Origin of the sequence: Rhizobium sp. CG5 (assembly GCF_023701945.1) — a bacterium.
Lineage (GTDB): Bacteria > Pseudomonadota > Alphaproteobacteria > Rhizobiales > Rhizobiaceae > Allorhizobium.
This window is the reverse complement of sequence record NZ_JABAEF010000023.1, coordinates 1-20113: the sequence shown is the minus strand read 5'-3', so window position 1 is coordinate 20113 and position 20113 is coordinate 1. Positions and strand designations below refer to the sequence as shown.

General features: G+C 57.0%; 16 protein-coding genes and 2 pseudogenes. 8 read left to right on the top strand and 10 right to left on the bottom strand.

All coding sequences use genetic code 11. The features are described from left to right. The first annotated feature begins 78 nt into the window (after positions 1-78). The 7 genes and pseudogenes from ribA (at position 79) to HGO38_RS26700 (ending at position 5560) form a co-directional block, all read left to right on the top strand. Positions 79-696 (top strand): GTP cyclohydrolase II, encoded by a 618-nt coding sequence (gene ribA / locus HGO38_RS26730; protein WP_284739573.1) that lies wholly within the window; start codon positions 79-81, stop codon positions 694-696. 359 nt (positions 697-1055) lie between these two features. Next, positions 1056-2441, top strand: a complete 1386-nt coding sequence (locus HGO38_RS26725; RefSeq protein WP_250958856.1) for an NtaA/DmoA family FMN-dependent monooxygenase — start codon at positions 1056-1058, stop codon at positions 2439-2441. A gap of 61 nt (positions 2442-2502) precedes the next feature. After that, on the top strand, positions 2503-3012 hold the full coding sequence (locus HGO38_RS26720; RefSeq protein ID WP_250958855.1) for a flavin reductase family protein: 510 nt from the start codon (positions 2503-2505) through the stop codon (positions 3010-3012). A gap of 14 nt (positions 3013-3026) precedes the next feature. Then, positions 3027-3476: pseudogene (locus HGO38_RS26715) on the top strand (6,7-dimethyl-8-ribityllumazine synthase); the annotation flags it as partial. 116 nt (positions 3477-3592) lie between these two features. Continuing rightward, positions 3593-4071: pseudogene (locus HGO38_RS26710) on the top strand (transposase); the annotation flags it as partial. Positions 4072-4534: 463 nt separating this feature from the next. Next, positions 4535-5068 (top strand): AAA family ATPase, encoded by a 534-nt coding sequence (locus HGO38_RS26705; RefSeq protein WP_250958853.1) that lies wholly within the window; start codon positions 4535-4537, stop codon positions 5066-5068. 102 nt (positions 5069-5170) lie between these two features. After that, on the top strand, positions 5171-5560 hold the full coding sequence (locus tag HGO38_RS26700; RefSeq protein ID WP_250958852.1) for a nuclear transport factor 2 family protein: 390 nt from the start codon (positions 5171-5173) through the stop codon (positions 5558-5560). 35 nt (positions 5561-5595) lie between these two features. On the opposite strand, the gene argS is transcribed toward HGO38_RS26700, so the two are convergent. The 3 genes from argS to HGO38_RS26685 form a co-directional block, all read right to left on the bottom strand. Further along, positions 5596-7299 carry an arginine--tRNA ligase gene (gene argS, locus HGO38_RS26695; RefSeq protein WP_250958851.1) on the bottom strand — a complete coding sequence of 568 codons (1704 nt, stop codon included), beginning with the start codon at positions 7297-7299 and terminating at the stop codon, positions 5596-5598. A 353-nt stretch (positions 7300-7652) separates the two neighbouring features. Next, on the bottom strand, positions 7653-9203 hold the full coding sequence (gene metG, locus HGO38_RS26690; RefSeq protein WP_250958850.1) for a methionine--tRNA ligase: 1551 nt from the start codon (positions 9201-9203) through the stop codon (positions 7653-7655). Positions 9204-9626: 423 nt separating this feature from the next. After that, positions 9627-10112 carry an L-2-amino-thiazoline-4-carboxylic acid hydrolase gene (locus HGO38_RS26685; protein WP_250958849.1) on the bottom strand — a complete coding sequence of 162 codons (486 nt, stop codon included), beginning with the start codon at positions 10110-10112 and terminating at the stop codon, positions 9627-9629. 108 nt (positions 10113-10220) lie between these two features. Between HGO38_RS26685 and HGO38_RS26680 the strand changes: the two genes are divergently transcribed. Continuing rightward, positions 10221-11666: an IS1182 family transposase gene (locus tag HGO38_RS26680; RefSeq protein ID WP_502941642.1), complete on the top strand. Its 1446-nt coding sequence runs from the start codon at positions 10221-10223 to the stop codon at positions 11664-11666. Between the two features lie 139 nt (positions 11667-11805). Here HGO38_RS26680 and HGO38_RS26675 read toward each other — a convergent pair whose 3' ends face one another. The 7 genes from HGO38_RS26675 to HGO38_RS26645 form a co-directional block, all read right to left on the bottom strand. Then, positions 11806-13047, bottom strand: coding sequence for an MFS transporter (locus HGO38_RS26675; RefSeq protein ID WP_250958847.1), 1242 nt, complete (start codon positions 13045-13047; stop codon positions 11806-11808). Positions 13048-13144: 97 nt separating this feature from the next. Continuing rightward, on the bottom strand, positions 13145-13972 hold the full coding sequence (locus tag HGO38_RS26670; protein WP_250958846.1) for a class I SAM-dependent methyltransferase: 828 nt from the start codon (positions 13970-13972) through the stop codon (positions 13145-13147). 117 nt (positions 13973-14089) lie between these two features. Further along, positions 14090-14638, bottom strand: a complete 549-nt coding sequence (locus HGO38_RS26665; RefSeq protein ID WP_250958845.1) for an isochorismatase family protein — start codon at positions 14636-14638, stop codon at positions 14090-14092. A 164-nt stretch (positions 14639-14802) separates the two neighbouring features. Beyond that, positions 14803-15276, bottom strand: a complete 474-nt coding sequence (locus tag HGO38_RS26660) for an NUDIX domain-containing protein (RefSeq protein WP_250958844.1) — start codon at positions 15274-15276, stop codon at positions 14803-14805. Between the two features lie 33 nt (positions 15277-15309). Then, complete coding sequence (leuS, locus tag HGO38_RS26655; RefSeq protein WP_250958843.1) at positions 15310-17829, bottom strand: leucine--tRNA ligase; 2520 nt, start codon at positions 17827-17829, stop codon at positions 15310-15312. Between the two features lie 244 nt (positions 17830-18073). Continuing rightward, positions 18074-19444 (bottom strand): S41 family peptidase, encoded by a 1371-nt coding sequence (locus HGO38_RS26650; protein WP_250958842.1) that lies wholly within the window; start codon positions 19442-19444, stop codon positions 18074-18076. 323 nt (positions 19445-19767) lie between these two features. After that, on the bottom strand, positions 19768-20113 hold a 346-nt coding region (locus HGO38_RS26645; protein WP_250958841.1), incomplete at its 5' end, for a transposase.

Sequence of the window (20113 nt, the reverse complement as noted above, 5' to 3'; positions counted from 1 at the left end):
CGGGTCGGGCGGATTGCGGCGTTCGGCGTTACCGGTGCCGAACGCCGATGGACCAACCGAGGACAGGAGACCATACGGATGCCCCCTCCACAGGAGACACGTCTCGTTCGATACTCTGAAGCCGCAATGCCATCCCGATACGGCCTCTTCAGAGCGGTTGCCTATCGTGACGTTTTCTCAGGCATTGAACATCTCGCAATGGTCTGCGGACAGCCCGAGCGGCAGGAGTTACCAATCGTCCGCGTGCACTCCGAATGCCTGACCGGAGAGGCCTTTGGATCCCTTCGATGCGACTGCGGCGAACAACTGGACAGTGCTCTGAGGATCATCGGAGAAACCGGATCTGGATGTATGGTCTATCTGCGCGGCCACGAAGGAAGAGGTATCGGGCTGGCAAACAAGATCGCCGCATATGCCCTGCAGGACTCAGGCCTCGATACATTGGATGCCAACGAGCAACTCGGCTTTGCGGTCGATGCTCGTGAATTTGAAGCGGCTGCGGCCATCCTTCGTGATCTCGAGCTGACGAAAGTTGAGCTTCTGACGAACAATCCCGCGAAGGTTTCGAAGCTGGTGGCGGCCGGAATCGTGGTTTCTCGCCGGCGAGGATTGATTGGCGCGGTCAACGCGTCGAACTCGGTCTATCTCGCCTCCAAGAGAGACCGTTTCGGCCATTTTCTTGAGCCTCTGGGCTGAACGCCTCCGGAATGACGTTTGCAAACTCCTGTTCCGCCTTGAGGACGAAGCATGCGCACGGCCCACACATACAGCGACACACGTTCCCACGTCGTTTCGAATGCCGGTGGCCCGATCTTGGCCTCGCAATTTCCGCTACCGATAACCTTGGGAAGGCCAATCCACGCCAAGCTGGTGTCGTCTCCTCCATGACGGCACCTGGAAATCCGCTTCTGCCCGTCACTCCCGAAAAACCATCTGCCAGAAGCCGATTTTTTGCACGCTCAGAACAGACAGTGTTCTCTTTAAGGCAAGACGATTGCTGCAGTGCCGCATAGCTTTTGGGTTCCAGACCAACGATAACCAAAGGGAACAGCAAGATGCGCAAACGTATGATTTTCAACTGCTTCACCATGAACGTGCCCTCGCATATCTATCACGGCACATGGCGGCATCCGCGGAGCCAGCTCGCGAAGTTCAATGACTTTGACACGTGGGCAAACCTTGTCAGAAGACTCGAAGAGGGAAAGTTCGACGCGATCTTTTTCGCCGACATCCTTGGTATCGATCCGGCCTATGACGGCAAGTGGGACGCCTATTTCGAACAGGGGCTCCACATGCCCTGCAATGACACCTTCACGCTTTGCGCCGCCCTCGCCGGAATAACAAAGAACCTCGGCCTGGTGTTCACGAGCTCGATCCTTTCCGAACATCCCTTCGCCTTCGCGAAGAAGGCCTCTACGCTCGACCACATCAGCCGCGGACGAATTGGCTGGAACATCGTGACAAGCGTGACCGATAATGCAGCTCGCAATTTCGGACATGACAAGATCGTTCCGCACGACCAGCGCTACGACTGGGCGGATGAATATATGGACGTCGTCTACAAGCTCTTCGAAGGATCATGGGAAGCCGGCGCGATGGTCGCCGACCGTGAGAGAGGCGTGTTCAGTGAGCACACGAAGGTGCATCATATCAATCACGTCGGCGAGCGATACAAGGTCCAGGGACCGCATCTGGTGGCGCCATCGCCCCAACGCACGCCCATGCTTTACCAAGCCGGCGCCTCCAAACGCGGCAGCCAATTTGCTGCGCAGCACGCTGAGGGCACCTTCATTCTCTATCCCAATGTGAATGGCGCTCGTATTGGCATCGCCGGTACAAAAAAGGTTGCCGAACAGGTTGGACGGGGACCCGAGGACCTGAAATTTATCCAGGGTTTGTCATTCGTGGTCGGCAGCACCATGGAAGAGGCTGCCCGGAAAGCTGCGGAAATCGACGAGTGGGTCCTTTACGAAGGGCTCGCCGCCCATGTGAGCCGCGATATGGGCGTCGATCTGTCTAATCTTGATCCCGACAAGCCGGTTGACGAGTCCGGTCTCGATGGCCTTCAGGGCTATGCGCGTATGATAGAAATGGGCAAGTCGAACGGCGAGAAGGCGACAGTGAAGGAAGTCGCCAACGCGCTCTCCTATAACTGCCGCATCGTGGGCACGCCGGAAACCATTGCTGATGAGCTCGAGCGGTGGCAGGACGCGGGCGTGGATGGCATCAACATGATCTGCCAGCTTCATCCCGAGACCTATCTCGATTTCATCGACCATGTGACGCCGGTGCTTCAGGGGCGCGGCTTGGCTCAACGGGACTATGACGAAGGCCCGCTTCGCCAGAAGCTGTTCGGACGGGGCCCGCTGCTTCCCGACAATCATCCGGGTGCCGCATACCGAAACGCGTTCTCCAATGCTGCACCGGTTGCCGCCGAATAACCATCCCGACGATCAGGATCCGGCTTGCCGGATCCTTCCTTCAATCCAGATGGGGACTCATATGTTGATTGATATGAAAATTGGTGCCGCAAACGCGGACCGTTTCAAGGACGCGATGGCGATGATGGCAGCAGCCGTCAAAGTCGTCACAACCGACGGCAAGGCCGGGCGTGGTGGTCTCACGGTCACGGCGGCCTGTTCCGTATGCCAAGAACCGCCCCGACTTCTCGTTTGTGTTAATACGACGGCCTCCGCGCACCCGGTCGTTCTGGAAAACGGCCGACTTAGTTTGAACATTCTGTCCGAGGGTCAGGAGGCCGTAGCCGCCGCCTTCGGTGGCCAGGTCTCGCCGGAGAAGCGGTTCGAGATAGGTCAATGGACTGTTGACGAACTGGGCCAGCCGGCCCTGGAAGGGGCGTGCGCACGCTTCAGCTGCTCCGTTCATGAAACAATACGATCGGGAACTCACACAATTTTCGTTTGCGACGTTCACATCGCCAGCGGTGAAAGAGGGAGTATGCCCCTGATTTATTTCAATCGAAGCATCATGACGCTGCCTCAGGTTGCATAGCCAGGAGAACGAAAATGGAGACCAGAAATACCAGCACATATCGCATAGCGTTCATCAAAGCTTCGTGGCATGCCGAAACAGTTGAGCAGGCCCTCCTGGGATTCAAATCTGCAATGGCCAGCCACACTATCGACGTTGTGGACGTACCAGGCGCGTTTGAGTTGCCGCTGGCCGCGAGAAAGATGGCAAAGACAGGCCGATACGATGCGATTGTATGTGCAGCCCTTGTGGTCGATGGAGGAATCTATCGACACGAATTCGTTGCGGCTACGGTCGTCGAAGGCCTGATGACGGTTGGCCTTGAGATGGATGTCCCTGTCCTCTCTGTCTCGTTGACACCTCACCATTACCATGACGCGGGTCCACAACGGGAATTCTTCCACGATCACTTTGTGAAAAAGGGGGAGGAGGCGGCCTCTGCTGTCCTAGGCGTTCTTAAAGCCCATGCCAGGATCGAGGCTCTGGCAGCCGACACTGGCACGACCGAATGTGGCCCGACCTGCTCTGATCCCCAAAACCTGGACCGTTCATAACTGGATTTTGCCGCGGTAATTTCCTCGCTGGGAACAGGAACGGAAGCATGAAGGCATCGAGGTTTTCGGACGCTCAGAAAGCGTTCATTTGAAGCAGGGCGACGACAGCGTGCCGTTTGGCCGCGATCTGCCGGAAGGCGGGGATCAGCCAGGCGACGTATTTCAATTGGCGCAAGAAGTATGCGGGTCTGTTGCCCGACGAGATGGGCCGGTTGAAGGCTCTGGAAGATGAGAATGCCCGGCTCAAGAAGATCGTCGCCTGTCTGACGTTGGACTGCGAGATGCTCCAGGACGTCATCCTCCAAAAGCACCGAGGCCTGACCGGCAGCGACAGCTGATCGACGGGATGGTGAATTGGGGCATATCGATCCGGCCGGCCTGGAAGGTCCTGAGGTTCGACACACCCAACTACCACTACAAGTCCCGGCGCAGCGGACGGGCCCCACTCGAAAGACGCATCAAGGAGATTTGCGAGACACGCGTGCGGTATGGCTACCGGCGTGTCCATGTTCACTTGCGCCGCGATCGATGTCGTCCTGCAGCGTCAAACATGATGGATTTCAATCAACAACAGGAAAGGTTGCCGCCATGGAAAGCACACCAAAAAGTCGACCGATTAGGAAGGCTAGATAAAAGCAGGCGATGTGCGCCTTCGTTCGGTTGTGTGTTTTCAGGGGCTTATGACGCGTTTGCGCGAGGTGCGCCTGATTGGCGCAGCCTGCGCGTTCGCCATTACTTAAACGATTTCCGTGGCTAAGCGCGATGTATGGGGCCTCAGACATGAGCAGAGGAGGTTTTCCGGCTGAGACCAGCGTTCCTGAGTAAGAGGTGTTGTCCTCGCACATTGACCAAGCTCAATTGGCCATTCCGAAAAATGGCGCTGCGATATGGATGGCAAGAATGCGCCAAAAGGCGTCACAGAGAGAAGCGGCGATGGCCTTGCAGGCTTATTAAGACCCCGCAAGAGCAGATATCGAACGAGAGATAACATGAGCTTTCGACAGATCGTGCTTTCAGGCTGCTCAGGTGGCGGGAAGTCAACCCTCCTCGCCGAGTTGGACCGAAGGGGATTTGCCGTCGTACCGGAGCCTGGCCGCCGGATCGTGGATGAGGAGCTACGCGGCGATGGGCATGGACTGCCCTGGGTCGACCTTACGGCTTTCGCCAAACGGGCGATAAATCTCGCGGCTGAGGACCGAAGACGGATGAGCAGCGAAGCCGGCTGGGTCTTCTTTGACCGTGGTTTGGTGGACGCGGCGGTGGCGCTTGAGCATGCGACAGGCGGTCCAGCGCGGAATTTGCTGGCGTCACATGACCGCTACCACGAGAGAGTTTTTATGACGCCCCCTTGGCCAGAGATCTATGTGACCGAAAAGGAGCGGCAACACGATCTAGCCGAGGCGATTGCAGAATACGATCGCCTAGTGATCGCGTACCGCGAGCTTGGGTATGAAACATTTATCCTGCCGAAGGTAGCGGTTGAAGATCGAGCGGATTTCGTTCTCCGCCATCTCAGCCCGTAGAAGACGGGTTAGGATCGACTTCCACCATGCGCCATTGGCGGACATCGAACCGTCGATGTATCTGTGTATCATCGTGCTGTCACACCGATGGTTGGAGCTTTCATGTCATTCACAGAACCCGACGCTGATCTTTTCTACCGCTTGGAAACTAGCCTCCATCGTCCCGATACAAGGATGTCGCCCCAACAAGTCACAGACCGTCTGGCCGATGAGTTTTTTGAATTCGGGAAATCGGGTCGGGTCTATAACAAGCAGATCACGGTTGATACACTCGCGAGCGAAGGCTCGTCGGGATCAAACATTGTGCCGCAGGTAGCCGATTTCTCTGTCACCTCGCTCTCAAGCGACGTGGTCCTGGTGACTTATCGAAGCATTCGCGTTGCAGACGAAGCGCCTAAAAACTTTGAAACTCTGCGTAGCTCGATCTGGAAACTGGGTTCGGGCCGTTGGCAGATGGTTTTTCATCAGGGAACGCCTATCCCGCAAGAATGACCGGATTGGGCCGGAAGCCGTCAAACCAATGGACCTTACATACGCCGCACAGCTTCCATTCCAAGAAGCTCAAGACACTTTCCGATAACCCTTGCGACCAGCTTGCACGTGGCAAGCCGTCCCGACGGATCGTCCGCCTTCAGCACCGGGCAATCTGTGTAGAAGCGGCTGAACGCATCCGCCACCTGGTAGGCCCTATCGGCGATTTCGAAAGACTCGAGCTGTCGCGCTGCCTCCGAAAGTGCGTGCGGATACCAGAGGCATTCCATCAGGACGGCACGTTCCGATGGATGCCTGATCGAGACTGTCTCGTCTGGAACGACGCCGGCCTCCGCAGCCTTGTCGAGGATCGAGCAGATCCGGGCGTAGGCGTATTGAATATACGGTCCGGTCCGTCCCTCGAAGGAGGTCATCTTGTCGATATCGAAGATGTAGCCTGTCTTTCTTGGTGTGGAGAGGTCGGCGAACTTCAACGCGCCAAGGCCCACAACCGTGGTTGCTTGGCTGTCGGTGACCTTTTCAGACGATTTGGCGAGCGCAAGATCGATCATGTCACCGAGCGAGGCTGCCGACCCGTCACGGGTCTTGAAGGGCTTGCCGTCATTGCCGCGGACTGTACCGAAGGTCACGTGCCGTAATTCGACGCCATCGGCATAGCCTGCCGTGCGCGCCGCCGAAAACACGCTGGCGATATGGAGTGCCTGCCGATCGTCAGTGCAGTAAACGATCTGCTGCGCGCCGATGTCACGCACCCGCTGCCGGAGTGTTGCGAGATCGGTGGTACCGTAAAGGGCCGCGCCGTCTCTCTTCTGGAGAAGCAGAGGTGGCACATTGTCCGGAAGCCAGTCACCGGAGACGTCGATGACAAGAGCCCCATCGCTCGCGCGCGCCAGCCCGCGGGTGGTGAGATCGTCGAGCATGGGCGCGACTTCCGCATGCGCATCGCTTTCGCCTTTGAATAGATCGAAATGCGCGCCGAGCATCTCCGCCGTGGCGGAGATCGATGCAAGGGAAATGGCCCGCATGCGCGCCCAGGCCTCTGCCAGAAGCGGATCTCCGTCCTGCAGTTTCGTGGTCAGCATCCGCGCGAGCGCAAGCGAAGCCTCGTCCTCGCAGGCAGCATTACCCGACTTGTAAAGGGCGCCTAGCTCCTCGACGGTCATGGCATCAAATGCCGATGGATCGATGAAGAATGTGGGGTCACCTGCCTTCCATCCCGCGGCCTGAGATGCACCCAGAAGAAGCTTGCCCATTTGGAGACCCCAATCGCCAAGGTGAATGTCGGACAGAACGTCGTGACCGATCTCCACGAGGATGCGCCGCAGGCTCTCCCCGATGACGAAGGAACGCAGATGGCCGACATGCAGTGCCTTGGCGACGTTGGGTCCGCCAAAGTCAATGACCGTCCGCATCGGCTCCACCTTCTCTGCGGCGAGCGACGGATCGGCAAGCATGGCGCTTGCTTCCGCGGCAACGGTTGCATCGGCCAGCCGGAAGTTCACGAAACCTGGGCCGGCGACAGACACGTCCTCGAAAAGAGCACTCCGGGCTGCCTCTGCGACTTCGGCCGCAAGCACGCGCGGGTTCTCGCCCGCGGATTTCGCCAGCCGCATCATGTCGTTGCATTGAAGATCGCCGAACTCGGGTCTGGTCGACCGGACGATGGAGGGGGCGGCTTCGAGGCCGTTCAGTTCATATGCGGAAGCAAGGGCGGCGAGCGCGGCCGATTTTACGGACATGGATCATTTCCTGAAATTGCATGAGTGAAGGAGCGCGGAAGCGTTGAGAGCTTCAGCGTCGCCGTTCTGCAATCTTCGGAACCATGTTCATGTCGGGCCTCTAAGTTCGATTTTTCAATAGACCGTCCGATGACCGCTGGCAATCTTGTGATCGACTGAATTTCGCAACCGCAACGATTGGAAGCGTCTCATCAAAATCTGCTGGCGATGGGTGGCTGACTGTGCGGTCCGTGTTTCAATGACCGCAATGGGCCGACCGGGGTCTTCAGCTTCCCGCCATTTGCGGTCATGGACTCTCGCGACAAAAATGGCGGCCGTGAAGCCGCCATTGTTCGCTCTCTCCGTCTTTATCGCTACGCTCCCCTTCGAGGAAAGAGCACCGCTCCAGATGCAGTTTTCGCTCCATCGACGAATATACGATCCCGATATTTTTCAGGGAGCTGAAGGCCGAGCTTCGTATGCAACTCCGTGGCTGCCGTCGGCAAAAAGGGAAGAAGGCTTCGGGCCACGATTGCGAGCCCAAATACTTGTTCGGCAAGGGACGAGCTAAGGCGATCTATCGTTATGTGACGATCCTCTGCGGGCAGGTCACCGCCCAGCGCTTTGGCATCCGCCCATGGTGCTCTCTTTGTGAATTGCCGATTTGCCTCACCCAAGAAAGCGAAAATTTCAGAAACCCCAACATGAAGCTCGTATCTCTCGAACGCCCTCGCCACCGTGGATGGGAGCTGCATTGCTTCTCGTACAAAATCGCTGTCTTGGACGGGAGGAACAATTCCGCCGAACGACGTCGCGAGAAGTGCTACGACGCGGTTCGTTAAGTTTCCAAGCTGGGCTGCTAGTTCGCCCGACCATGCAGCCTCTAGGCGATCCTCAGAGAAGTCTCCGTCGTCGCTACAACGCACATGTCGAAGTAGATAATAGCGAAGCGCATCAGGGGTGCCGTAGGCCTGTATAATCCGCTCTGGATCAATACCATTTCCTGCGGACTTGCCGATTTTCCTCCCATCCACAGTGACATAGCCGTGGATGAGAATTGAGGACGGTGGTGGCAAGCCAGCTGATAACAGAATAGCTACCCAGTAAACGGCATGAAACTTTGAAATCCCCTTTCCGACAACATGGATACGCTCGCCTTCTCCGCACCAGTAACGCTCGAAAAGACGTTCATCGGAGCCGTACCCCAGTCCCGTCAGGTAATTCGCGAGGGCATCAAACCACACATAGACGACTTCATCTCCACCCGGAACAGGGACGCCCCACCCCCGCGACCGCTCAGCACCGCGCGACACACTGATGTCGAAGAGGCCTCGTCGCAACAGGGCGAGCACTTCGTTACGACGGTGGCTCGGAACTATCTTCAGGGTGTCAGTTTCAACGAGTTCTAAAATACGGTCGCGATAGCGGGACAACCGGAAAAACCAGTTCTCTTCTTTGACGTTTTCGAGCGGAACACCGTGCTCGGGGCATCGGCCGTTATCGAGTTCGGCTGGATCGTAAAACTCCTCACAACCCAAGCAGTAGAGACCCTCGTAAGACTTGCGGTAGAGATCGCCACTTGAAGCGCATGCGTTCCAGAGGCGGTGGACGCATGCGACATGAGACAGATTATTCGAGGTGCGGATAAATTCGTCATTCGAGATTTTAAGTTGAACTCCCAGCCTTTCGAACCTGTCGGCATTGGAATTCACAAACTCCGTGACCGGAAAACCAGCCACCTCTGCTGCTCTAACATTCTTGAGACTATTGTCATCGGTGCCGCATTGGAACCTGACATCGTGCCCCAAAAGGCGAAGATGACGTGCGTAGGCGTCTGCCTGAACAAGTTCCAAGGCAAAGCCAACGTGAGGCGCTGCGTTGACGTATGGAATGGAGGTCGTGATGTATATAGCTGAGCTACTCATTGATGTATCCTTTCGAGGCTAAATTGCCCGCGAGACGGATCGACCAATGAAAAGACCGCCTCTAGGGCGGTCACTGGTGCAGTATGGATGCACGAAACCCGCCACGCTATGAGCGCGGCATCATCATAACTGAGCTGTTGGTTACGTTTCGGTCCATATCTACCAGTATCATCTGCTGCCACACATGGCAATATTCCAAGAATGGCATCGCCCAGATGCCCGATCACATGTGATGACCGGTTTGGGCCGACGGCCGTCATGGCGCAGAAGCGCCAACACCGGACATTGCGGCTGCCACAAAACTCCCTATTCTGCGATGTCGCAAAGTCAGGAAAACAAGTGTCGCTTTAATTGGGCAGACCGTCTGAAAACTCAAAGTTAAAATCACGCATTAGAATTTCGTTTTACCAACTCGCCTGCGGTTCACAGTTCAGTCTTCTTTGTAATCCGGGTCAGGCAGCAGCCTTCCTGTCCGGGGGACCAGAGTTCAATCTCAAAGTCGAAGCCCGCCGCTTCCAGAGTCGCCTCGTCAAGCGCGGAGGCGCAGTAAAGCAAGGTGACGATTTCCTCTTGGCTGCATCCAGCGTCCACCCATGCGTCCTTGATTGGGCATGCCATCATCTTCACTTCGAGGCATGTGCTGTCGAGCCGCCTAATGTCCGGGCAAAACACTGACCCGTCATCTGGTGATTTCGCGAAGCCTCTTGCCATACATTCAAAGTCCCTCGGGGCGCAGCCCGCGAGCGATTTGCCGATATAAAGACCGTGGGCGCGGCTTGCACTTCGCATCACATCCTTGGCTTCATCTTCGCCGTAGCGGGCTTTGAGTTCGCGAAAGACCATCAGATAAGCCGTGCCTCGGTCCTTAATGGCGTCATACAGCAATTTGTTGGTTGGCTTTTTGGGCAAATCTTCCCCTCCGAAAATTGTGCTGGGCTGCTGTCGCGAAATTCTTCCAGAGTGTTTGAAAACATCCTCCGGGATTCCCGAATTTAGTCGTCTATGGTAGACTTTACCATGGCACATCTTTCGGGAACAGATCGCGCGCAATTGCTGCTTCTGCCGGAGGCGGTCAATGATTACGTTGGGCCGGACAACCCGGTCCGCTTCATCGAAGCCTTCGTTGATCAGTTGGACCTAGCGAAAGCTGGTTTCATCCGTGTGACGGCGAAGGAGACCGGCCGCCCGGGTTATGATCCGGCCGATCTTTTGAAGCTCTACGTGTACGGCTACATCAACCGGGTGCGATCCAGCCGGCGGCTGGAGGCAGAGGCCCATCGCAATATCGAAGTGATCTGGCTGCTGCGGCACCTGAAGCCCGACTTCCGCACCATCGCCGATTTCCGCCGTGTGAACCGGCCGGCTTTCAATCAGGTGTTCCGGGAGTTCGTCATTCTCTGCCGGCAGCTTGATCTGTTCGGGCGAGAGCTTCTGGCGGTCGATGGCACGCGCATCAAGGCAGTGAACAACAAGGATCGCAACGTCACACGGGGAGCATTGACGAAGTTCATCCGCGAAGCCGACGAGAAACTGGCCGATTACATGAAGCGGCTCGATGAGGGTGATGCGCAAGAGGAGAAAGCCAGCGCCAACGGCAATGGTTCCGGCCGCGGCGATGGCAAACTCGCGGAAAAGATCGCGGCGATCCAAGGCAAGCGGGATCGCCACAAGGCGCTGCTGGACGAGTTGGACAAGACCGGTGAGGACCAGATCTCGCTGACCGATCCGGATGCCCGTGCCATGGCCCGCATGACGAAGGTGGGCGTCGGCTACAACATCCAGCTTGCCGTGGATGTGAAGCACAAGCTTATCGCCGCGCAGGAGGTCTGCAATCAGGTCCTGGACATGGGGCTTCTTGCACCGACGGTCGAGGCGGCGATGGAGACGCGCGGCGTTGACAGGATCGAGGCGGTGGCCGACCGCGGCTACTTCAAGATCGAAGATATCGAAGCATGCGAGAAGGCCGGCATCACCGCCTATGTTCCCAAACCGATCCGTGGTCCGGCCGTGGCCGAGGGGTTCTTCTCCAAGGAGCAATTCCGCTATGACCCGGACAAGGACATCTACCTTTGCCCCGCAGACCAGGTGCTCTCACCCCGTCACTTCGGCAAGTCCCGAGACAATGTGAAAATCGACTACGTCAACCGCGACGCCTGCAAGGCGTGCAGCCTGCGGGAACGCTGCACAAGAAGCTTCCGTCGCGTGTCGCGCCTTGAGAACGAGGCGGTGCTTGACCGCATGGCGACACTTCTTGCCGCCCGGCCCGACATTCTGGACCAACGGCGCGAAAGCGTCGAGCACCCGTTCGGAACGATCAAGCAGTGGATGTATCAGGGCGCGTTCCTCATGCGCAGGCTGGAAAACGTCCGCGGGGAGTTCAGCCTGACAGCGCTCGCCTACAACATAAAAAGAGCCATCACCCTTGTCGGCGTTCCTGGCCTCATCGCCGCTGTGCGAGCATGATAGCCCCACTGTGCGCACTTTCTGAACCAAATGGCGCATTCAAAAACGCTCAAAACGCCTTGTCGGGCTCTTTGGACATCGAAATCAGGGAAATCTCTTCACCCGTAGAGTTCCGGCATTGAAAAGTGCAGGCCATCATTCAGCCAAAAGGGTTTTTGGACGCTCTGTAGGCGTTCTGCAACACTATTGCGTCGACCGATGGCCGGCGGCGGCTGAGCAAAAACAGGCTCAGGAGCGCGCCGCATGAACATAGTGTGGCAAGGCCAAGAAGGACGTGACTGCCAGACTGTGTCAGCAAACTGATAAGGATCGGAGGTGATGCGGCCGAAATCAGATTGAGCGGCAGTGCGATGCGCGACGTTGCCTTGGCAAATTCGGCCTTGTCGTAGAATACCAAAGGGATGGTGGCCCGGGACACCGCCAGCGCACCGCTGCCCAGGCCATAAATCAGGATGAAGCCGGCGATTGTCCAATAGGTGCCATCGCCCACGATGAGCAGCAGCATGGCGACGGGCAGGCCGATACCGGCGACCAGGCCGGTGGTGATCCCATCCCATCGACCGCCACCCACGAAATCCAGTCCGCGAGCACACACCTGAATTACCCCCAGCATCGAGCCAAAGGCAATCGCTTGGGACGTTGGTAGTCCCTCCGCCTGCAAGAGTTCGATCAGTACGGCAGAAAACCCGAAGGTAACGAAGGCATTGAGGGCGATGGCCGTCACGATCAGCGCGAAAGTGCCTTTGCGTGCAATAGTCGTCTGCCCGATTGCCGGCTCTGAGGGGCTTACAGCCTCACCCGGAGATGCCCTGCGCGGCAAGCCGAAGAAATAGAACGGCAGGCAAACCAGCACCATCATTCCAGCATAGGCGAGGCAGACGCCACGCCAGCCAATAACTTCGGAGAGAAATGCTGTGGTCGGCCAGAAGATGCTGCTAGACAGCCCCGTTATCAACATGAGTGCGCCGATGGCGCTCTTGGCATTTCGTCCGGCGATCTCATTGAGCATGATATAGGCGGCTGTGGTTAGTGTGGCGCTGCCGGCCGTGCCCAGGATCACCCAGGCGGCGAAATAGAGCACTGGCCCTGTTGAAACGGAAAGCAGCACAAAGCCGGGCGCAGCGAGAACAGCCCCGGCCATCATTACGCGGCGGGCGCCGAACCGCATAAATCCCTTCGCCAACACCGGAGCCCACAGGCCCATGATGACACACAGGATCGAAGTGCCAGCGAAGACCGCCTCAATGTTCATACCAAGATCGGCGGCAACCTGCCGGCCGATGATCGCGGGAAGGCTGACCGTACCCCACCCGATGACCTGCGTCACAGCAAGGACAAAGAGGACACCGATGATTTTCCTGTCGGGTCCCGAGAACCGCATAAGGCCTGCCATAACAATGAAAAGTGCTGATTAGCAGGCTTCACATATCAAGTGGATGACAGCTGTGTTCGAGAGCGACGGATCAATGCTGAAAAAGTCAGGATTTCCGCGACATTTCTTCAGGTTTGCGGGCGAGGTAAATGGCCGTGACAAAGTTCCGGCGAACGTGCCCGTCGAATTCCTCATCCGCGATGCGTCCGATCTCGTTTAGGAACCGGGATCGTTCCGCTTCAGGCAGGCGGGCGACCGGCGAGAACGTTGCCGTTAGCCCTACGATCTGTCGGGTCGTTAGAGCTGGGGCCCACCTGATTTCCTCATATGTGGCGTGCCTGAAACCCGCCGCTTGCAACTCGGCCATCCGCACGTCTTTGTCGAGCGCGAACGGCCGATTGGAGCCGGCCGCATGGGAGGGGCTGCGGCTCAGCGGTTGGAAAAGCGCCTGAGTTCGGCGCTGGAACGGGTCCATGCCAGCCGGATCGCCAAAGACTGTCCACCACATGGCCCACCAACCGCCCGGCCGCAAAAGCCGAAACACCTTGGCAAGCGCGCTATCTTGCTTGAGCCAGTGAAAAGCCATGGCGGCGACGCCGAGGTCGAAACCGGCAGAAGGCAGCAAACTGTCCTCGAATGAGGATTGCATGATGGTCAGTGACGAACTGTAGTGCTTCAATCGATCACCCAGCGTCGTGGCAAGCCGCGCGTCCGGTTCGATAGCGGTTATCGTGCAGCCCAAGGCAAGTAACGGCGCGGTTGCCTGTCCTGTCCCCGCCCCAATTTCGAAAACTCTAGCCGTTTGCGACGCTGCGCCTTGATCGCGCAAAATATCAAAGACGCGCGGCGGATAGGCGGGCCTTGCATCATTATAAGCTTCGCTGTTCGCTCCGAACGCGCGTCGGCCTTCTTCAAGCGAAATTACATCCGACACGGCGTTCCTCGGTAGTTGTCGCGAAAATCCCGGATTTTGCTCGATAAGTTAGGCCGACTTTTGCATCGCTGCAAAATTAGGAATTTGCGACAAGAACGCCCGATTTGCCAACAGCGGTCATTCGCTAAGGGGCGCCATGATTTCGGCGCTATCGACAACATTGGCGAAATCGGATTTGAGATGGGCCATGGTGACATCAAAAATCGCGCGAGCAGACAGGTTTTCCTCGGGAAGGTCGAAGCCCATGACGGCATCGCGGACCACGATCATAGTGAACCCAAGATCCGACCCAACTCGAACGGTCGTATTGATACAATAGCCTGCAACGGCACCTGTGACGACGAGAGTCTCGATGCGATTGTCACGGAGATAGTTTTCAATGTCGGTCGATGCAAAGGGCGATGATGTGCTTTTGACAAAAACTGGTTCCCCGCAAAGGGGTTCGACGCCTGGCATCACACGTTGCGCTGGTGCGCCTGGGTACATCGGCGATGTCGGATCGAGGTCGCCATGATGAACATGGACTACCTTCTCACCGTCCTTACGAAACTTCGCAGCTAGTGCGGCGATCTTGACGATGGCATCGCCATGGACATGATCCCGCCCGCTATCGAGGCGGTCCTGCGAGTACATCTGCATATCGACGATAACAAGAGCTTTTCTCAAAATCCCTGATCCTGCGGGTCTGCAAAGGCGATAGTCTTGGCTATCATGTGCCAACATGTCTGCAAAGGGCGAAAGCAGTCGTCACCTTTGTCGGAAATCACCCGAATTTTGTTTGATATATTAGCCAAACGTTTGCAACGCCGCAAAATCAGGATTTCTGCGAGCTATTCCGGCATTTGGATGAGGTGCCTATCGGTCAAGTAGCTACCTGAAGCCATGGCATCTCGCACGACAAAAGGGCGAAGATCGGCGTTCGGCAAATCAGCAAGCGGCAGCCAGTGCTGTGTGAGGTGATCCTCATGACTGGTGATATCATGCCGATCCAGCGACACTAGGAAAAAGTGCTCAGCCTGCTGAATGTGATGGCCATTATAACGAAAGTGGTTCTCGACGCAGAAAAGGTATCGTGCCGCTACAACGCGGGCATTCGTCTCTTCCTCGAACTCCTTTCTAAGCCGGGTCTCGAAGGTGTCGCCCACTTCGTATTCGCCACCAATAAAGGCGTAACACGAAGACGGATCATCGGCAGGCTTTTGAACGAGCACTTTCCCATCGTTCACAACAATGCCTGCAATTCTTACTCGTGGGATTTGTCGCGATGCGACGGCTTGAAAAAATTGATCTTGGGTTAGGGCCATAATCTACCTCAAAATTCAGGATATTTGCGACAATCAATCTCTCACGACAAAATTCACGAGGCGGTCGGGTACCACAATTTCTTTTTTTATCTGTTTGCCTTCAAGCAGGGCACTCACACGCGGATCATTCTTAACGGCACTCAGAAGAGCAGTGGTAGACAGACCCGGGGCGGCGAACACTTTGTGACGCAGCTTGCCATTGATTTGGACAACATATTCCCGACGCTCATCCTCAGCCAAATCTTCGTCGAATGACGGCCAAGGTGCATACGCAACAGACGCCTTGTGACCCAGAATACACCATAATTCCTCGCAGATATGGGGCGCGAAGGGAGCGAGTAGCAGCACGAAGGTCTCCACCGCCGCTCGTGGCCTTCGCTCCAGCGCTATCAATGCGTTCGACATCTCCATCAACTTGGAGATCCCCGTGTTGAATCGCATCGCTTCGATATCCTCGCTGACTGCGCGGATGGTCTTGTGCTCCAGGCGGGCGATATCGGATGCTGGCTGTGTATCGCAGATCTGGTCGTTCAGGCCATCCGCAGCGTTCGAAACCATGCGCCAAACGCGATGCAGGAAGCGGCTGACGCCTGCGACGCCTGACATCTGCCACGGTTTGGCCACGTCGAGAGGTCCCATGAACATCTCGTAGAGTCGCATGGAATCGGCGCCGTAGAGATCGATCACCTCGTCCGGATTGACAACGTTGAACTTGGACTTGGACATCTTCGCGACCTGCTGGCTGACCGGCATGTTGCCCGCAAACCATTGGCCGTTGTGCTCGCTGACATCATCGGGACGATAATACTTCCCGGAGGCATCACGATAAGAGAAGGCCAGTATCATGCCTTGGTTGAAGAGCTTCTTGAATGGCTCTTTGGTCGATACAACGCCGATATCGAAGAGTACCTTGTGCCAGAAGCGGGCATAGAGCAGGTGCAACACAGCATGCTCGGCTCCGCCGACATAAAGATCGACGGGCAGCCAGTATTTCTCCACCTCCCGGTCGATCGGTGCCACGGCATTTTTTGGATCGGCAAAGCGCAGGTAATACCAGCAAGAGCCCGCCCACTGCGGCATTGTATTTATTTCTCGTAGCGCGTTCAGGCCGGTCGCGGGATCGCTCGTGCGCACCCAGTTCTCGGCCCGCGCCAGCGGCGGATCACCGGTCTCCGTCGGCTTGTAGTCATCCAGTTCCGGCGCCAGCAACGGCAAGGCATCCTCTGGCAGCGGCACAATCGTGCCATCCACTCGGTGCAAGATTGGAAAGGGTTCACCCCAATATCGTTGCCGCGAGAACAGCCAGTCACGCAGGCGATATTGCGTCCGGCCTCGCCCATCGCCTCGCTCTTCAACCCAGGCGATGACGGCCTGCTTCGCCGTCTGTGAGTCGAAACCGGTCCAGTCCCCTGAATTGACCAGGCGGCCCTCGCCCTCCCAAGCCTCCTCTTTAATATTGGTTCCCGCCGCTGCCGCGATGACCTCTACGATCGGCAGTCCGAAAGTGCGTGCGAACGTGTGGTCACGAATGTCATGGGCGGGTACCGCCATGATGGTGCCCGTGCCATAGCCCATTAGCACATAATCAGCGATCCAGACCGGTATCGGCCGGCCCGTCGCGGGATTAATGGCGTATGCGCCAGTGAATACGCCGGTCTTGTCGGGCTCCTGCAATTTTTCGATATCGCTCAGCGCCGCAGTGCGGGTGAGATAGCCCTGCACCGCATCCCGCTGCGCTGGGCTCGTGATTGCTGACACCATGGGATGCTCGGGCGACAGCACAAGGAAGGTCGCCCCCCAGATAGTCTCCGGCCGGGTCGTGTAGACGGTGAGGCGATCCCCATGCCCTTCAAGGACAAAAGCAATCTCCGCCCCTTCGGAACGGCCGATCCAGTTACGCTGCATGGTTTTGATGCCCTCGGGCCATTCGAGTCCGTCCAGGTCCTCCAGCAGCCGGTCGGCATAGTCCGTGATTTTGAGCATCCATTGTCGCATGAGGCGGCGCTCGACTGGCTCGCCGGTCTCCACATATTTGCCGTCCTTTACCTCTTCGTTCGCCAGCACCGTCCCCTGCGCTGGGCACCAGTTGACCGGTACCTCTGCCTGATAGGCAAGGCCACGTTCGTAGAGCTTGAGGAAGATCCACTGCGTCCAGCGGACGAAGTCGGGATCTGTGGTGGAGAATTCGCGGCTCCAGTCATAGGAAAAGCCCAGCCGCTGCACTTGGCTCTTGAAATTGGCAATATTGGTCTTGGTGGTAATTGCGGGGTGTACACCCGTGCGCACAGCATAACGTTCTGCCGGCAATCCATAGGCATCCCAGCCCATCGGATGCAGTACGTTGAAACCCGCCATCCGCTTGTAGCGCGCGACGATATCGGTCGCGGTATAGCCTTCAGGGTGGCCGACATGCAGGCCTTCCCCCGAGGGATACGGAAACATGTCGAGCACGTAATATTTCGGCTTGGAGCGATCTTCTCCGGTTCGGAACGTTGCGTTCGTGTGCCAATAGTCCTGCCACTTGGGCTCGATGCGCTTGGGATCGTAGGCCATGATTGTCTCTACCGGTTGATTTGGCCGAAGAGAGAGCAATAAAAAACCCGCCTCTTCGGCGGGTTACATACAAAAGCGCGCGCGCTAACCCACCCTCGTCAAGCGAAGGTGCTTAGGAGCAGGCTATGGGCGGCGCTGTAATTCATGCCTAAACCAGTGCCATGAATTTTATAGAATGTCCAGTTGTCACGAAAATCCCGACATTTGCTCGATATGTTAGCCCGACTTTTGCAGCGCTGCAAAATTAGGATTTACGCGACAAAGTACAGAGTCTATCGGCGGGCGGGGTTCTTTTCTTGAAGGAAAGCGCTTTTTCCGGACTCGGCGGGAAGGCTGGATCGATCTTCTCGCCGCGCAGCAGTTCCAATGCGTACTGAAGCTGAAGGTCGCCCTCGGCCTCTGGCGGCACATAGGCCGAGGAACCAGAGCCGTCTTCCGTCTCGCTTTGACCCTGGATGTGACCGCGCAGTCTCGATTCGCCGGCGTTTTTCAGCTTGCCCAGTAATTCGGGTGGCAGCGGCTGTTCGACTGTAATGTCCGGCGTAATACCGGTCCCTTGAATGGATTTCCCGGACGGCGTGTAATAAAGCGCCGTCGTTAGACGGAGCGCGCCCACATCGCCCATGGGGATAATCGTCTGGACGGACCCCTTACCGAAAGAGCGTGTTCCAACGACGGTCGCGCGGCGCAAATCCTGCAACGCGCCAGCGACGATCTCCGAGGCTGAAGCAGAACCCCCGTTGACCAGCACAATAACAGGTTTGCCATCGGTCAGGTCGCCAGCGGTTGCGCTGTAGCGACGGGTCTCATCGGGGGTACGGCCTCGGGTGGAAACAACTTCACCGCGCTCAAGAAACGCATCCGAAACATTGATGGCCTGATCCAGCAGACCGCCCGGATTCAGGCGCAGGTCGAGCACATAGCCCCTCAGCTTGTCGGCCGGAACATCTTTCTTAATCTTGATGATCGCGGCTTCCAGGTCGTCATAGGTCTTCTGCGTGAAGGAGATGACACGGAGATAACCGACATCGTTTTCGACGCGGAATTTCACGGCCTCCACGGCGATAATGTCGCGCACGATTATCAATTCGATCGGCTTGTCAGCACCCTCCCGGATGAGTGTCAATTTGATGGGTGTATTGACCGGTCCGCGCATCTTCTCAACCGCTTCCTCCAGCTTCAGGCCGCGCACGGGCTGGCCGTCGATCTCGGAAATATAATCACCAGCGAGAACACCAGCCTTCGCTGCAGGTGTATCGTCCATGGGGGCGATCACCTTGACCAGTTCGTTCTCCATGGTCACCTGGATACCGAGGCCGCCAAACTCACCTTTGATCTGGGTGCGCGTATCGTCGGCATCCTTCGCATTCATGAAACTGGAATGCGGGTCAAGCGAGGACAGCATGCCGTTGATGGCATTCTCGATAAGCTGCTCATCCGTTGGCGGCGTCACATATTGCGCCCGGACACGCTCCAGCACTTCGCCGAAAATCGCTAATTCCTTGTAAGTGGTTTCATTGGCGGCTTCCGCTGGGGCCACAGAGGAATAGACAATGCTCATCGCGGTTGCACTCATCAATGCGCTGGCGAGAACAAGAGAAAACCTGCGTATCATTGTGTGCCTTTCCAGAATCTTTGGAAGTTCGGAACCGAAAAGCGAGAGCCGCTTACCGCCTTTTCAAGCTTGACTGTAAAGCCTTGAGCGATTTGTTTCTAGCGATACCGCTTCGGGCAAAAATAAGGCAGGGCGCTCCTGTCGCAGAATTCCCACAGATTGTCCGAAAACTCTTTGGATTGAATGATGGCATGCGCTGTTGAGTGTCCGGAACTCTGCAGGCATCCAGATTTCCCTGATTTCGATGTCCAAAGAGCCCGACAAGGCGTTTTGAGCGTTTTTGAATGCGCCATTTGGTTCAGAAAGTGCGCACAGTGGGGCTATCATGCTCGCACAGCGGCGATGAGGCCAGGAACGCCGACAAGGGTGATGGCTCTTTTTATGTTGTAGGCGGGCGCTGTCAGGCTGAACTCCCCGCGGACGTTTTCCAGCCTGCGCATGAGGAACGCGCCCTGATACATCCACTGCTTGATCGTTCCGAACGGGTGCTCGACGCTTTCGCGCCGTTGGTCCAGAATGTCGGGCCGGGCGGCAAGAAGTGTCGCCATGCGGTCGAGCACCGCCTCGTTCTCAAGTCGCGAGACGCGGCGGAAGGCCTTGGTACAGCGTTCGCGCAGATGGCACGCTTTGCAGGCGTCACGGTTGACGTAGTCGATCTTCACATTGTCG

Bases quoted from the DNA above. Each gene is read 5' to 3' on its own strand.
- HGO38_RS26650 (WP_250958842.1), bottom strand. From the start codon at position 19,444: ATGATACGCAGGTTTTCTCTTGTTCTCGCCAGCGCATTGATGAGTGCA.
- metG (WP_250958850.1), bottom strand. From the start codon at position 9,203: ATGAGTAGCTCAGCTATATACATCACGACCTCCATTCCATACGTCAAC.
- HGO38_RS26660 (WP_250958844.1), bottom strand. From the start codon at position 15,276: ATGGCCCTAACCCAAGATCAATTTTTTCAAGCCGTCGCATCGCGACAA.
- HGO38_RS26700 (WP_250958852.1), top strand. From the start codon at position 5,171: ATGTCATTCACAGAACCCGACGCTGATCTTTTCTACCGCTTGGAAACT.
- leuS (WP_250958843.1), bottom strand. From the start codon at position 17,829: ATGGCCTACGATCCCAAGCGCATCGAGCCCAAGTGGCAGGACTATTGG.
- argS (WP_250958851.1), bottom strand. From the start codon at position 7,299: ATGTCCGTAAAATCGGCCGCGCTCGCCGCCCTTGCTTCCGCATATGAA.
- HGO38_RS26705 (WP_250958853.1), top strand. From the start codon at position 4,535: ATGAGCTTTCGACAGATCGTGCTTTCAGGCTGCTCAGGTGGCGGGAAG.
- HGO38_RS26720 (WP_250958855.1), top strand. From the start codon at position 2,503: ATGTTGATTGATATGAAAATTGGTGCCGCAAACGCGGACCGTTTCAAG.
- HGO38_RS26680 (WP_502941642.1), top strand. From the start codon at position 10,221: ATGGCACATCTTTCGGGAACAGATCGCGCGCAATTGCTGCTTCTGCCG.
- ribA (WP_284739573.1), top strand. From the start codon at position 79: ATGCCCCCTCCACAGGAGACACGTCTCGTTCGATACTCTGAAGCCGCA.
- HGO38_RS26725 (WP_250958856.1), top strand. From the start codon at position 1,056: ATGCGCAAACGTATGATTTTCAACTGCTTCACCATGAACGTGCCCTCG.
- HGO38_RS26675 (WP_250958847.1), bottom strand. From the start codon at position 13,047: ATGCGGTTCTCGGGACCCGACAGGAAAATCATCGGTGTCCTCTTTGTC.